Here is a 15,196-nt window from a genome sequence, read left to right as displayed (position 1 = left end):
TTTTTCAGTGAAGAATGAGGAAAACTCATCAACACGTTGTCGCCGTTGCTCTGTCGCAACAACAGGTAATATATTACCAATTAGAATTGCGTCTTGCAACCCCTTTTTGAAAAAAAGTGTGATTTTTTTATTTTTTCTCCATAATTTCACTGATTCCTTCATCTATCCATCGTTTTCTTTGATCTTGAATTGTTTGAAAACCTATCTTGTCTTTGTAATTGGTCCAGAAGTGTTTATGTAAAATAGGTCTTCCAATCTTTTGCTTATGTAAAGCTCGTATCGATAGGCTTATCTTCTGATCAAACTCATCAATGTCCATGACAATTACTTCTACCTTGTCTCCAATACGATACATGTTTTCAACATTGGGAACATAGCCATGCCTCAATTCTGAAATATGTATCAAGCCTTGTTTGCCATTTTCAAGTTTTACAAAAATGCCATACTTTTGCACGCCTGATATTTGTCCTGACATTTTATCTCCAATTTTCATTGGTTTACCTCCTTTATTTTTAGTTAACTTCTATGCAACAATATATTCTAACAGATTGAAAAAAGAATGGTGGCATAATTATGAATAAGAAAATCTACGACATTGCTATTATCGGAGGGGGACCTGCTGGTATCTTTGCTGCATACTATGCACGCATGCGCAAACTTGACGTTGCTTTAATAGAAAGTTTGCCAAAACTAGGTGGACAGCCTGAGACACTATACGCGCAAAAAGAAATTTTTGATGTGGCTGCTCTGCCTAAAGTATCTGGTACTGACTTAACAGAGTCTCTAGTTCAGCAGCTAGATCTTTTAGGTTGTGACAAATACCTCAGCACATCAGTTACCAACTTAGAACATGATAATGATATTTGGTATATTACTACTGATGGAAAATCAATTGACACTAAAAGTATTATCATCGCTATCGGTAATGGAGCTTTCAAACCTCGAAAACTTACTTTTGATTATGACCCTTTATTAGAAGAAAACAATTTAAGTTACTTTGTAAATGACGTTAATGACTTCTTGGATAAGGACATCGCGATTGCCGGTGGTGGTGATTCTGCGGTTGACTGGGCAATACATCTTGATAAGATAGCTAACTCGACATCCCTAATACACAGAAGAAACAAGTATCGGGCAATGGAATCTAGTGTAACTGACTTAAATGATTCCAATGTAACTCAGCTCAATCCTTACATCATTAAAGATGTTCACTTCAATCAAGATGACAACTCAAAAGTCGACGTCGTTTTGAAAATGATCCGTTCAGATGAACTTAAAACCATTACAGTTGATAAGCTTTTAATAAATTATGGTTTTATCTCTGACTCAAAGATCTTGCACGATTGGAATTTGGATCTTGAGGGTCCTTTCATAAAAGTCGATCAAGAAATGGAAACTAATTTACCGAATGTATTTGCCATCGGAGATATTATTACCTACCCTGGCAAGCTTCAACTAATTGCCACTGCTTTTGCTGAAGGTCCCATTGCAGTTACTAGAGCTCTTCGTAACTTATATCCCGAACGTGATTATTTTGCCCACAGTACATCTTTATTTGAACAATAAGTTTAAAAGTTTTAAATTTTTTAAACTTAATTTAAGCTAAGATAGTATAATGTAGTTTAATTTGAAAAATTTGGAGTTGATTGATTGAGTTATGTAATGAGTCTAGTTGACTTTATTCTTCATATTGATCACCACATGGTTAATATCGTTAACAATTTTGGATTGTGGACGTACTTAATATTGTTTTTAATCATTTTCATTGAAACTGGGGTCGTAATCCTCCCCTTTCTTCCAGGTGATTCGCTGATCTTTGCTGCTATGGCATTGGCTGCTAATCCTGACTATGGACTGATCCCACTGGCGTTGTTCGTAATTTTCTTTGCTGCAGCGACACTTGGGGATTCAATGAACTATGAAATTGGTGAACATTTTGGACAATTTGCAACTGAGAATAAGTATTTAAGTAAACTAATAAATAAAGAGCACCTTGATGAAGCACATGCTTTCTTTGAAAAACATGGTGGTAAGACGATTGCAATTGGGCGTTTTATTCCATTGATCAGAACTTTCGTTCCTTTCGTTGCTGGAAGTGGAACAATGAAATACACTAAATTCCTTAAGTTTAATGTATTGGGAGCTTTCTTGTGGGTCTTGGTTTGCTCGTTAGCAGGTTACCTATTTGGTAATATTCCAGTTGTTCAAGAGCATTTTTCAATGATTATTTTGGGAATTGTGCTTGTTTCATTAATTCCGGTTTTAATCACTGCACTTAAAGGACGCAAGAAAAAATCTGCTTCTGAAGAATAGCAAAAAGGTTTGTGGTTTACATAATGTAAACTACAAACCTTTTTTACTTCTTTGATTTATATTTCCAAAAATTCAAACCTTCAAACAAAACAAAAAATAGAATAAAGCATTGGGTAAAGAATTCTTCAGGCAAAACATTAATAATTGGATCTTTCTCTGGATCAAATAGCCAATCGCTATTCCTAAATAAGACTTCATGAAAGATCACAAAAAATCCATCGAAATTTATTGCCATTAATATTGCCAAAATTACTCCAATAATAGCTATATACTTAAAAACTTGATTGTAGTGTGATCTCGTTTTACGTCTAATCCATAAATAAATACTAGATAAGATCAAGACACCAAAATTAAGCATGAATAGTTTTTTTACATCAGAAAAGTGAGTTCTACCAGCTACTGAAGACGAAAAGTCACTTAAATGGAATTGCCCACTAAAGGGATTTATCAAATAATTCATCATCTGATTATAATTATGCAGTATTTTACCAAAGCTTAAATTAACAGCTTGTTCCAAATAATAATGTTTTATCGCAAACATAAATAACGGATAGCTGGCAAAAATCGTCACGGTTACTGCAAAAGTAAAGATGAAAAAAGCTAATACAGTTGTGTAAATTACGTCTTTTTGACTATTCGACATCCCACTGATCCAAACTTTCTACTTCATGAGTCGGCTTCTTATCTTTTTTAGCTATATCTTCATGTGTGCTGACTCCTGTATAGACTAAGAGAGTCTCAATACCGGCGTTTAATCCACACTTGATGTCAGTATTATAGTTATCGCCAACCATTACGGCAGTTTTAGGATCAAAGCCCTTTTCTGCAACTGCGTAATCGACAATGTCTCGTTCTGGCTTTCCAATATACTTGGCCTTTTGTTGTGTTGAAGTTTCCACAAGTGATATTACTGAACCTGCGCCAGGGACTAATCCACGTTCATTAGGCAAATTAGTATCTGCGTTGGTTCCAATAAAGAATGCCCCTCGTTTGATTGCCAAGGTTGCCAATTCAAATTTATGATAAGTGACATCATAATCCAATCCTACAATAACTACGTCTGGATCGACTTCATTCAACTTGATACCAGTTCCAAAAATAGCACTCTTTAGGCCGTACTCACCAATGACATAGGCGGAGTGATTAGATACATCGTCGTCGAACATATTTTTAACATAATCAGCAGTTGCTAAAGATGGTGTAACAATGTGCTCTGCATCGGCAACTATTTGGTGATTATTCATTAAGTTGTCAGCAACTTGTTGTGGCGTTTTTGTCGTATTATTCGTTAAAAAATAATAGTCTAAATGTTTTTCATTTAAACGGTCAATAAATATTTTAGCTTCAGGGATCTTGTCCTTACCACGATACATAGTACCGTCTAAATCGATCAAATACGTTTGGTAATTCATCATTTACTCTTCTCACCTATTTTTCTGATTTTAAATTTACTTGTAGAAGCCCTACGCCGATTGTTGGTATTGGAATGGGGCTTTTTATTATTATGTTTGTTATGTACAGCTGAACTATTAGGACGTTTCTTTCTAGGTCTTCTAGTATTTCTCTTATGATGTTTCTTAATAGAAGATTTATTTTCCTTTTCCAAGACAAAATAAGCGCAACCAAAATTACAGTATTCAATTAAATAATCTTCAAGATGAGAGATCTTATTATCCATACCACTTTCAGGGCGGTCATCCTCATAAAATCCCTTGAATCTCAATTGATCATATCCCCAGTCACCGACGATATAATCATATTTTTCCAATACTGTATTGAAACGTTCTTCAATTTTCTCTTCATCAAAACCATTTTCATGATTTTCAACTAGATGATACTTTTTCCCATTGATGGTAATAATATCATCTGTTAATACTGTAACTTTTGCCTGCTTGGATGCAGAATTATCATCTATTTCTTGCAAAGAATCACCTCTCAAATCGGATATTTTTTATTTAAGTAGTCGCCAAAGACACTTCTTAAAAATTTAGGATAAAGGATCTCATTATTCCCAGCTATTTCTATAGATGGAAAATACGGTACAAATAAATAATGATCCAATAACGCTAAAGTATACTCTTTCTTCTTATGTAATGCTTCTCCATTAATGTAGACATTCTTTTTATCATCGATACTTATCCCACGATAAACTAATTCGCCAAAAGTTTTCCCACGAAAGCCCATACCTTTTTGTGGATGATTTCTTAAAAATGCACGATTTTTTTCCATCTCCATAATTAGGCGCCAGACATTATCGCCAGTCATTTTGGTCCTCATGACATGAATTGCGTGCGGCAACATCTTATGCAGATCATTTTTAGTCACCAACCCCTTGTGTAAGCTTTGCAAAAACAAGCCTGAACTAAGAATAGCAACATCTGTATCAGCAAATTCTTTGATGGCTGTAAGTCCTTCTTCAATTACAGGATTAGCCTTAGTAATATCTCGACTCAATGTTTGGGGAATATTAGCAACTTTAACTTCATCCAATAGTTTTTCACCAAGTTTAAGCTTATTGGTGATCCACTCTTTATCTTCTGGAAGTTCTGGTAATGTACTAGTTTTGGTTGTTACAGCACTTTTTTTAGTTATTTTATTATCAGACAATGTTAAATTGATCTCGCCAATATTTTGACCGTATTTACCAGCTGCAGCTAACAATACACCGTTATCCATCTCACCCTTTTCAAATAGATGATGGGTATGTGAGCCAATAATAATATCTATTTGAGGATATTTATTAGCTATTCTTCGATCCATCGAAACACCTAAATGTGACAGTAAAATTATGACATCACTCTTTTTCTTTAATTCACTAACCAAATTTGGCAAGGTCTCTTGAATCAGATGAATGTCCCAATCTAGTAACGGATAAGTCAGAATATATGGAGCAGTTAAGCCGATCACACCTATTTTTGTATGTTCTTTAGTTTCTATTATCTTGTAAGGTTTAGCAAAATTAGCTAATTCACCAGTATTTTTATCGAAAAGATTACCTAAAATAACCGGAAAGTTTGCCTCATCATATAAATGATCTAATTCTGAATGACTATTACCCAAACCCTCATTATTTCCAATCGTTGCAGCATCGTAATTCAAAGAATTAAGCCATTCAATATTAGCTTTACCATTAGTCGCATCGGTTAAAGGATGTGCTCGATCCATGGCATCCCCAATATCAAACAGATAAAATTCATCTTCTGAATGATTTTCTCGTTTATCTTCTATAAAACGTTTGATCCTAGGAAAATTTTCAAAATGAGAATGTAGATCATTAGTATGGATAATCTTAATTGTCTCCATAATGTTCCTACTTTCTTTGCATATTTGCTAAATCCTGCTTCTTTTTTTCATACATTTCAATTATTTCTTCACCACGTAATGGAGATCCCCATGGCAGATTCTCTGATAAATAGCCACGTTCAGGAGCGTCAACTCCAACATTTATATTTTCAGCCGTAGGCATACTATAATGATGAATATGACCATGAAGATTTATGATCTGCTCTACTTTACCTAAAAACATTGGATAATGCGTACAATAAAACTGGTTATGATCAAACTTTAATAATGCGCCAACATCTTCAAATTTAAACTTTGGTTTGCCATCACTCATTATCTGATTATGTTTATCTAAGAATTTAAATAATGACCGGTAATCATGATTCCCCTTGATCAAAACCATATGACCCTTTAACTGTTTTAAAATATCATATGTTTCTTCATTTGTTGGATAATCTTGTGGTCTCATTGAAATATCACCTAAGTGATAAACCGTATCATCTTCATCTACACGCTTATTCCAAGCGTCGATCATCGCTTGATTCATCATTTCTACATTGTCAAAATGTCTAGGAGCAAAGTCATTAGGTTCTAATAATTGATAATGATAAAAATGAGTATCTGATATAAAATAATTCATTGTTATACTCAGTCTTCCTTTGAAATTATTTTGTTTGCTTTTAATATTTCATTAAATGCATCTAGCACTTTACCTTTTGGTTTGTCGTATTCGACCCATTCTTTAAGGTTCATCGGAGGCACGGTATAATTTTCATTAACGTAATCTTCATAGACCGCCACAGCTGATGAATGAGGAATATTTAATTTTAGTATTCTAACTTCTTTGATCATTCCCAATTCAGCTGCTTTTTCAGCTCTACCATTCATTAAAACATTAGCTAGCTCGTAATATTTTGTACCATCATTTCGAGTTATCTGTTCAATTATATCAAGTGTCTGTCTCTCATTATTCATTTATCTTCAATACCTCACAAATTATTACTACGTATTTAGTATATAATATCTAAAAAGTTAGGGAGTTAATTATGGTCTCAAAAAAAACAATCCTCTTGTTGTCACTTTCCATTTTTCTTTTCATGAGCGGCTTTGAAGTCATAGGTCACAGAGGTGATCCAATCAAGGCTCCTGAGGAAACCTTTGAAAGTTTCGACACCGCCTTTTCCGAAGGTGCAGATTACGCCGAACTAGATCTGCATGTTTCTAAGGATAATGTCTTGGTCGTTTCCCACGATAAAAATCTCGAAAGAATTACCGGATCTTCGATGATCGTATCTCAAAACAACTTTTCCACTCTAAGTCAGTTACATCAAGAAAATGGTGAACCGATCCACAGTCTGGATCAAGTTTTTGCACATTATAAAAACAATCCTAAAGCCAAATTTTTAATTGAAACTAAAAAGACTAAAAAAGGTAATCCTCAAAATATGGAGGAACTTTTAAAAGAAGCTATTGATAAATACGGCATGCAAAATCGAGTTATGTTCCATTCGTTCTCAACTAAGAGTCTTCAAAACGAAGCTGAATTAATGCCAAGTATCCCTCGTATTTTTATTGCCGGTACCACTAAAAGAGTAAATTTTGATGTCTTACAATACGTAACCGGGGTTAACTTATCATCAAACATCGTTACTCCTGATATTATCAACGCTTTACATGCAATGAACAAGTCCGTTTACGTCTGGGATGAAATGAATGAGAGTCCCAGCAAATGGAATTCTCTAGTAAACATGCCGATCGATGGTGTTGTTACAAATTATCCGGCTACTGGTAACGAATACCGCGAACTTAAAAATCAATCAAAAAGTGAAGTCCTTAATCAAAATGTTTACTATTTAGGAACTAAGGACGAACCAATTTACGAGAATCCATACCGTCTAGTAAAAACTAAGCGTGAAGTACGTCCACTAGATGGCTTTCACATTACTAATGTTATCAAATTCCAAGGTGAAGAATATGTTCAACTAGGTGAAAATTCTTTTGCCAATGCGGAAGGATTTAATTCTGATTCTGCTCTAAATGAGTTACGTCCTTATTTTGGTGCAAAAGCAATTTTTAGAGGTCAAGAACAAAATAACTACTTATACAGTGATCCACGCAAAAAAAATAGTATTACCGATCGCTTAGAATACAATAAAGCCAAGCGAATCCTAACCGTTCAAAAGCTCGGTACTCAAGTCTGGTTAAAATTAAATAACGGTTGGATAAATGCCAAAGATGTTTTGATCCAGCTTAATCCTGATAATTATCTTGGGAATGACAGTAAAGAAAGTTATTACGATTTACCAGTCGGTCAAAGATTTAAGAACCTTGACTTATTGGAAAACAATTTATATCTTAGACCCAGCACCGATCAACACTTAAAACGTGCTAAATTAATACGTGATTTCAATAGTTTGAATTTGATTTTTCCAATAAAAAACAACAATAATTCGATCAATCAAATTTAATAAATTCGCCATAAAGTTAATCATTTGGTAGAATTAAAAGAATATTTCCATAGGGAGGCTTTTTAAAAACATGGCTATAGATTGGGAAAAAGAAGTTTCACATCGCTCAGATGAAATGCTTAATGATCTATCAGAATTATTAAGTATCAACAGCCAACGTGATGTTGAACATAAAACTGAGGAATATCCATTAGGTCCAGGACCTGCAAAGGCACTTAAGACATTTTTGAACTTCGGTAAAAGAGATGGTTTTGAAACAAAAAATGTTGATAATTTAGCTGGACGCATTGAATATGGTGACGGTGAACCTATCGGTATCCTTGCACACGTTGATGTTGTTCCTGAAGGTCCAGGTTGGAATACAGATCCATTTAAACCAGTTATTAAAGATGGCAAATTATATGCACGTGGTTCTAGTGATGATAAAGGACCTGGATTGGGTGCTTACTATGCTTTAAAAATCATAAAAGAACTAAATTTGCCTGTTAGCAAAAAAGTGCAACTTATCTTAGGTACTGATGAGGAAAACGATTGGGTCGGTATTAACCACTACATGAAGACAGAGACAATGCCTGAAGTTGGTTTTTCACCTGACGCGCAATTTCCTGCTATCAATGGTGAAAAAGGAATTGTTTCATTCGACGTGCAATTCCCTAACCCATCAGATGGCCTAGTAAAAAGTTTTGAAAGTGGAATTGTAGCAAATATGGTTCCACAAAATGCTGACGCAGTAATTGATTTAACTGACCTTAAAGTTGAAGAACTTCAAGATTTATTTAATCAATTTCTAACTGGTCATCCCGAAATCAAAGGTTCGATCGATTTAAATGATGACGAAGCAACTATCCATGTCATTGGTAAGGGTGCCCATGCTATGCAGCCAGCAGTTGGTATAAATGCAGCAACTTATCTAGCTTTATTCCTGACAAAATTAAATCTTAATGATCGTCAAAGACAATATTTCCAATTTATCGTTGAATCATTACACTTAGATTTTGCCGGTAAAACTCTAGGAATTGCCAATACACATGAAGTTATGGGTGATCTTACCGTTTCACCTAATATTTTCAAATTCGATGAAAATAACGCTTCAATTCTATTAAATATTCGTTATCCTAAAGGTGACGATGGACAAAGTTTAACTGATAAAATTAACCAGCATTTACCTAAAAAAGTTACTGCTACTATTAAGGGCCACAATCAATTACCACATTTCGTACCAGCTGATGACCCACTAGTTCAAGCATTATTAACTGCATATAAAGATCATACTGGTGACGACAGTCCTGCATATACAGTCGGTGGTGGTACATATGGTCGTATCCTTAAAAAAGGTATCGCCTTTGGAGCTATGTTCCCTAACGATGAAAACGTTATGCATCAACCAAATGAATACATTGATTTAGCTAAGTTACAAAAAGCTACCGCAATATATGCCGATGCAATTTATCGTTTAATTAAATAATTTTTTATCCATAAAAAGTTCTGTGGAGAGCCTTTTCCCATAGAACTTTTTTTGTTTTTGTACTTATGAAAGATTTTTATTATATAATTAACCATATGTAACTTTTTAAAGGGGTTTATTTAAAAGTGAAAAATTTATGGAATAGCATCGTCGAAAGCTTTAAAAGTATCAAAAGCTGGTCTGACTTTGCTACAAGAGCCAACTTAACAGTAGAGATCATTCGTAGGATCATCCTCTATTCTTTGGCTGGCATTTTAATTCTCATGGGATTGGCATTTGGTCTTGGTGTAGGATATGTTTCATCATTGACTAGTCAGGTTCAAGTTCCGACTAAGCATGAGATGAGATCACAACTACAAGATGTTAATAATTCAGCAACTCTTTATTTTTCTAATGGTGAGAAAATTGAAAACCTTCAAAGAGATCTTACTGGAAAAAGTATTTCCTTATCTGAAATGTCACCTTACCTAAAAAAAGCTATCGTTTCGACTGAAGATAGTGATTTTTATCGCCACAACGGCGTTGTCCCTAAATCAATTGTTCGTGCAATCATTTCTGATATTACGGGTATTGGTGCTCAAACAGGTGGATCCACTTTGACTCAACAAACAGTTAAAATGCAGTTATTGTCTTCAGAAACTACTTGGAAACGTAAAGCTGTTGAAATATTCTTGGCCATGCGTGTTGATAAATACTTTACTAAAAAAGAGATCCTTGAAGATTATTTGAACGCTGCCACTTTTGGTCGTAATAATAAAGGGCAAAATATTCAAGGTGTCAGTGCGGCAGCACAAGGTCTTTTTGGTAAAAGTGCCAAAGAACTAAACATAGCCGAATCTGCTTTCATTGCCGGATTACCACAGAGCCCTTCCATTTACACTCCATACGACATGAAGGGTAAATTAAAAGATGATTATAGCTTAGGTTTGAAACGTAAGAATATTGTTCTATTTAGAATGTATCGTGATAATAAAATTACAAAGACACAATATGATCAAGCTCGTAAGTTTGACCTCAAGAGCGATTTCCAAAAACCTGCTAAAGCTGATTCAAAGAGTATTAAATATGGCTATCTTTACAACACTTTAACTGAACAAGCTCGAACGATCCTTATTAAACGTTTAGCTAAAAATGATGGCCTAGAATACAGTACCTTGAAAAAAGACAAAGCATTGTATGACAAATACTATACTCAAGCTGATACTGAACTACACAGTAAAAATTATAAAATTCACAGCACTATAAACAAAGATCTATATGTTGCTATGAATAAACAAGCTCAATTGTATAAAGGAAATCTTGGTACGGTCCATACCGATAATGCAAAAGACCCTAATACTGGTAAATCTATTAAAGTATCAGAACCAGTGCAAAATGGTTCTGTCCTATTAGACAATAAAACTGGTCAGGTCCTAGCTTTTGTTGGTGGTGTTAATTTTAAGAAATCACAAATTAATCATGCCTTTGATACTCAAAGATCACCTGGATCATCGATCAAGCCATTAATTACTTATGCACCGGCAATTGAAAATGGTTTAATCGGTTCGCAAACAATGCTAGCTGACTTTAAGACTAAATATAAAGGATACGCACCAACTGATTACGGTGAAACTATTCAAAATAAATTCCTTTCAGCTCGTGAAGCTTTGGAAGAGTCATATAATATACCTGCTGTTAACTTGTATAATTACATTCGTTCAAAAAATGTCAGTTCAAAATCATATATGACAAAAATGGGTATCGATATAAGTAATAAAGAATACGCACAACTTGGTATTACCCTTGGTGGTATGGATAAAGGTGTATCAGTTCTAAAACAAGCTAGTGCCTTTTCAACTTTTGCTAATAAGGGTGTCCATGTCGATCCATATGTCGTTAAAGACGTAACCGAACCATCTGGAAAACAAATCTACAAACACAAAAGTTCTAAAACTCGTGTCTTTACCAAACAGACTTCATACATTATTAAGAACATGCTACACGGCGTTGTCACAAAAGGTACTGCTTCTGCCCTTTCATATGAGGCAAACTTTAGTACCAAGAATCTCTTTGGTAAGACTGGTACCTCTAATAACTATCGTGATAATTGGTTTATCGGAAGTACCGATGGAGTCACTATGGCTTCTTGGATCGGTTATGATAATTTCTATGGTAATAATTACAACTTGGCAAGTAATTCAACCGATCTTAACCAAGAAATTTGGGCTAATATGGCCAATGCGGTTTATAAAGAAGATCCCGGTGTCATGAACGTACATAAGAAATTTACTAAACCTGCGGGCGTTGATTCTTATAAAGTTGATAAAGAAACTGGTACATCAACCGGTACGATCGAATACAACGGTATTACTTCTAAAGTTAACCAACACACAACTACTTCGCTCTATTACAAAGGAAAACCTAAAGACATGTCCTATTCAGACTTTGCCATTGGTGGTAAGAGTAAGAATTATAAACTCTTCTGGGATAATTACTTTGGTAAGAGCAATGGATATGGTGTCGTTAAACAACTTGGAGATGATTCTAAATCTTCTGATGAACTTGCTTCAGAAAATGGTAGCGGACGGACTTCAGGATTTAGTAATAGCACCAATAATAATGATTCTTCAGATGTCACAACAAACAGTTCTACTTCTACAAGCACCTCTAGAACTACGAACACAACTACAAGTAACGGTACTTCTGAAACTGGTACTGGTAGTTCTGGATCAAGCGGTGGAACTACCGCAGTTACAGATGAATCAAGCAGTGCTGGCTCGACTGGTGGTTCTGGTGAGGCCGGTATAATCGATCCTACAACTGAATAGCTTTTGTACATATAAAAGATAAGCCCAACAATCCGAATTTAGATTGCTGGGCTTATTATTTTGAACGAAGAAATTTATTTTATCTAAAGCTAAATTAATGATAAAATGAGACGGTTAAAAACAAAGGAGCATATATATGTATTTTAGCCCGATATTCTTACAGAACACTCTTTATGTCGTAGCCATTTTATTAATTGCCTTTATGGTTGGCTTCACAATTTATAAATCTAAAAATAATTTAAAAATTATCGATAAACCATTTATCCTTGCTCTAATCGTCTTACTAAATACCCTCTATTCTCTTCTAACGGGATTTGTAAATCTTCCCTATGAATTGAATGCGGTCGTTACTGGTGGTTTAACACTGATTACCTTTGGATATATTATCGTTATTATTTGGGATTTTCATAAAGAACGTATTAGCGAAAAAAAATAGACCTTAATGGTCTATTTTTTTTACTTAGTTGATTCACGTTTTACGATGCTATATGGTAATTTAATTGTATTTTCATCGATTTGTTCTTGGTTCATCATCTTAGTTAACAAACGCATGGCAACAGCACCAATATCATAAAGTGGTTCCTCGATTGAACTCATCTTTGGACGAGTTACTTCACAAAGAATGGTGTCATTACTTGTAATGATCTCAAAATCATCTGGGATCTTAATGCCAGATTTTACGGCTGAATTCAATAAACCTGAAGCTAGTAGATCTTCTGTAACATAGGCAGCAGTGGCTCCACTATTCTTAACAGCATCCCACATGGCTTCTCCAGCACGAACTGAATATTCTGCTTCAAAAACTAAATTAGATGAAAAGTTAATATGAGCTTTCTTTAATGCTTTTTTATATCCATCAAGTCTGAATTTACCATCAATTGGGTTTTCAAGACTTCCACCAACAAAAGCAATTTTCTTATGTCCGTTTTGGACTAATTGATTAACTACACTGCATACAGCATCTGTAAAGTCGATATTTACACTAGCTGCTTCGTTGTTCTTATCGACAGAACCTGCCAAAACGATTGGTGTCTTTGAGTTCGCCAATGTACGCTTCAATTTTTTAGATAGTTGTTTGCCCATGTAAATCAAACCATCAACTTGCTTTGAAAGTAAGTTATTCAAGATTTGTTCCTCATCGCCCACTGATTCTTGAATACTTGTCAGTATGATATTATATTTGTACATTGAAGCAACATCATCGATTCCCTTTGCTAGGGAGGCATAATAAAGATCAGTTATATCAGGTAAAATAACACCGATCGTGGTACTCTTCTTACTTGCTAATCCCCTTGCAACAGCATTAGGGCGGTAGTTAAGGCGATCAATAACTTCCAATACCCTTTTTCTAGTCTCTTCTTTGACATTAGCATTCCCATTAACGACCCGAGAAATAGTTGCCATAGATACGTTAGCTGCCTCGGCGACATCGTAGATAGTTACTACTTTTTTTTCCATTTTTATATTCACTCTCTCAAATTTTCATTTAGATAAGTTTAATTTATCAGAAAATAAGCCATGTTGCAAGCGTTTTCCACATTAATATGACAAGTTTTCATAATTTTTCAATCAGAAAATAGTGTTTTCAGTGTTATACTCTTAATTGAATTTTGATTTAAAAAGGGAGTGTTGGAAATGAAGAAACAACTACTAGATTTACAAAAATATTTAGCTCAAAAGGACTTGGATATTGCTTATATATCTAATCCTACGGATATTCAATATTTCACTGGATTTTATAGTGAACCAGTTGAAAGAATCCTTGCACTACTAGTTTTCCCTGACAAAGACCCATTCTTGTTTGCACCTCAACTAGAAGTGGAATCTGCTAAAAAAGCAGGTTGGGATCAAGATGTTTTCGGATACTTGGATCACGAAAAACCTTTTGATTTGATTGCTGGTCATATTAAAGATGTGACTGCCAACCCATTACACTGGGGTATTGAAAAAGATGACCTTTCAGTTGATAAATTTGAAGCTATCAGAGAACAATTTCCAAATGCTGACTTCCCTGAAAACTTATCTCGTTATATGGAAAATGCCAAATTAATTAAAACTGATGCTGAGATCAAAGAATTGATCGCCGCTGGTGAAGAAGCTGACTACGCCTTTTCAGTTGCCTTCAACGCAATAAAAGAAGGACGTACAGAACAAGATGTTGTGGCAGAAATTGAATATGCCATGATGAAAAAAGGTGTTATGCACATGAGTTTCGACACGATCGTGCAAGCTGGTGCCAATGCCGCTAATCCACATGGAGCAGCCGAAAAAAATCTACTTAAGAAGAATGAATTGATCTTATTTGATCTTGGTACTGTTCATAATGGATACATCAGTGACGCCTCCAGAACGGTTGCTTTTGGAAAACCTGATGAGAAGTCACTTGATATCTATAAAGTTGACTTAGAGGCTCAATATGCCGCTATGGATGCTGCTAAACCTGGAATAACGGCTGCAGAACTTGATAAAGTCGCACGTGACGTGATTACAAAGGCTGGCTATGGTGAATACTTCATTCATAGATTAGGACATGGTATGGGTCAATCTGAACATGAATTCCCTTCAATAATGGAAGGTAACGACATGGTTCTAAAACCTGGCATGTGCTTCTCGATTGAACCAGGGATCTATATTCCTAATGTTGCAGGAGTTAGAATTGAGGATTGTGTATATATCACAGAAGATGGCTGCAAACCATTTACACATACAAGTAAAGAATTAACTTACATTGAAGAATAACAGAGCGTGACGGAAGGCGGTTAGAGACCGAGCATATCCTAGAATATCGAATAATTGTGTACTTTCAATTGTTCAATATTCGTAGATAAGCGGAGGCCTCTGCCTTCTGTCACGCGTTTCAA

The 15,196-nt window shown here is 34.9% G+C and carries 15 protein-coding genes; 7 read left to right on the top strand and 8 right to left on the bottom strand.

What is annotated here, in order from left to right; all coding sequences use genetic code 11:
- Positions 1-127: 127 nt before the first annotated feature.
- Positions 128-493 (bottom strand): CvfD/Ygs/GSP13 family RNA-binding post-transcriptional regulator, encoded by a 366-nt coding sequence (locus EKM77_RS09510; RefSeq protein ID WP_125593828.1) that lies wholly within the window; start codon positions 491-493, stop codon positions 128-130.
- An 80-nt stretch (positions 494-573) separates the two neighbouring features.
- Here EKM77_RS09510 and EKM77_RS09505 point away from each other — a divergent pair, with 80 nt between their 5' ends.
- Positions 574-1,566, top strand: coding sequence for an NAD(P)/FAD-dependent oxidoreductase (locus EKM77_RS09505; protein WP_125593827.1), 993 nt, complete (start codon positions 574-576; stop codon positions 1,564-1,566).
- Positions 1,567-1,662: 96 nt separating this feature from the next.
- Positions 1,663-2,313, top strand: coding sequence for a DedA family protein (locus EKM77_RS09500; RefSeq protein WP_164507762.1), 651 nt, complete (start codon positions 1,663-1,665; stop codon positions 2,311-2,313).
- Between the two features lie 43 nt (positions 2,314-2,356).
- Here EKM77_RS09500 and EKM77_RS09495 read toward each other — a convergent pair whose 3' ends face one another.
- From EKM77_RS09495 to EKM77_RS09470, 6 genes are read right to left on the bottom strand one after another with little or no spacing between them, the layout of a single operon-like run.
- Positions 2,357-2,956, bottom strand: coding sequence for a TIGR01906 family membrane protein (locus tag EKM77_RS09495; RefSeq protein WP_125593825.1), 600 nt, complete (start codon positions 2,954-2,956; stop codon positions 2,357-2,359).
- Complete coding sequence (locus tag EKM77_RS09490) at positions 2,946-3,725, bottom strand: TIGR01457 family HAD-type hydrolase (RefSeq protein ID WP_125593830.1); 780 nt, start codon at positions 3,723-3,725, stop codon at positions 2,946-2,948. Before EKM77_RS09490 ends, EKM77_RS09495 begins: the two co-directional genes overlap by 11 nt.
- Complete coding sequence (locus tag EKM77_RS09485) at positions 3,725-4,237, bottom strand: YutD family protein (RefSeq protein WP_225425221.1); 513 nt, start codon at positions 4,235-4,237, stop codon at positions 3,725-3,727. Before EKM77_RS09485 ends, EKM77_RS09490 begins: the two co-directional genes overlap by 1 nt.
- An 11-nt stretch (positions 4,238-4,248) precedes the next feature.
- The gene (locus EKM77_RS09480; protein WP_125593823.1) at positions 4,249-5,616 is read right to left on the bottom strand and encodes a bifunctional metallophosphatase/5'-nucleotidase; all 1,368 of its coding nucleotides are present in this window, start codon (positions 5,614-5,616) and stop codon (positions 4,249-4,251) included.
- Between the two features lie 7 nt (positions 5,617-5,623).
- Positions 5,624-6,235, bottom strand: coding sequence for a metallophosphoesterase (locus tag EKM77_RS09475; RefSeq protein ID WP_125593822.1), 612 nt, complete (start codon positions 6,233-6,235; stop codon positions 5,624-5,626).
- Between the two features lie 8 nt (positions 6,236-6,243).
- A complete protein-coding gene (locus EKM77_RS09470; protein ID WP_125593821.1) occupies positions 6,244-6,570 on the bottom strand; it encodes a hypothetical protein in 327 nt (108 codons plus the stop codon).
- 71 nt (positions 6,571-6,641) lie between these two features.
- Here EKM77_RS09470 and EKM77_RS09465 point away from each other — a divergent pair, with 71 nt between their 5' ends.
- The 4 genes from EKM77_RS09465 (at position 6,642) to EKM77_RS09450 (ending at position 12,771) form a co-directional block, all read left to right on the top strand.
- On the top strand, positions 6,642-8,063 hold the full coding sequence (locus EKM77_RS09465) for a glycerophosphodiester phosphodiesterase (protein ID WP_125593820.1): 1,422 nt from the start codon (positions 6,642-6,644) through the stop codon (positions 8,061-8,063).
- A 70-nt stretch (positions 8,064-8,133) separates the two neighbouring features.
- Complete coding sequence (pepV, locus tag EKM77_RS09460; protein ID WP_125593819.1) at positions 8,134-9,528, top strand: dipeptidase PepV; 1,395 nt, start codon at positions 8,134-8,136, stop codon at positions 9,526-9,528.
- A 125-nt stretch (positions 9,529-9,653) separates the two neighbouring features.
- On the top strand, positions 9,654-12,335 hold the full coding sequence (locus EKM77_RS09455) for a transglycosylase domain-containing protein (protein WP_125593818.1): 2,682 nt from the start codon (positions 9,654-9,656) through the stop codon (positions 12,333-12,335).
- A gap of 136 nt (positions 12,336-12,471) precedes the next feature.
- Positions 12,472-12,771, top strand: coding sequence for a hypothetical protein (locus EKM77_RS09450; RefSeq protein ID WP_125593817.1), 300 nt, complete (start codon positions 12,472-12,474; stop codon positions 12,769-12,771).
- Between the two features lie 20 nt (positions 12,772-12,791).
- Here the strand turns inward: EKM77_RS09450 and ccpA are convergent, their stop codons facing one another.
- The gene (gene ccpA, locus EKM77_RS09445) at positions 12,792-13,793 is read right to left on the bottom strand and encodes a catabolite control protein A (protein WP_125593816.1); all 1,002 of its coding nucleotides are present in this window, start codon (positions 13,791-13,793) and stop codon (positions 12,792-12,794) included.
- Positions 13,794-13,970: 177 nt separating this feature from the next.
- On the opposite strand from ccpA, the gene EKM77_RS09440 reads away from it, so the two are divergent.
- Entirely contained in the window at positions 13,971-15,074 is a 1,104-nt protein-coding gene (locus EKM77_RS09440; RefSeq protein ID WP_125593815.1) for a M24 family metallopeptidase, read from the top strand.
- The last annotated feature ends 122 nt before the right edge of the window (positions 15,075-15,196 follow it).

It is taken from the genome of Companilactobacillus baiquanensis, assembly GCF_003946605.1.
GTDB lineage: Bacteria > Bacillota > Bacilli > Lactobacillales > Lactobacillaceae > Companilactobacillus > Companilactobacillus baiquanensis.
The sequence above is the reverse complement of the archived record's forward strand: the minus strand, read 5'-3'. Positions and strand labels throughout refer to the sequence as shown.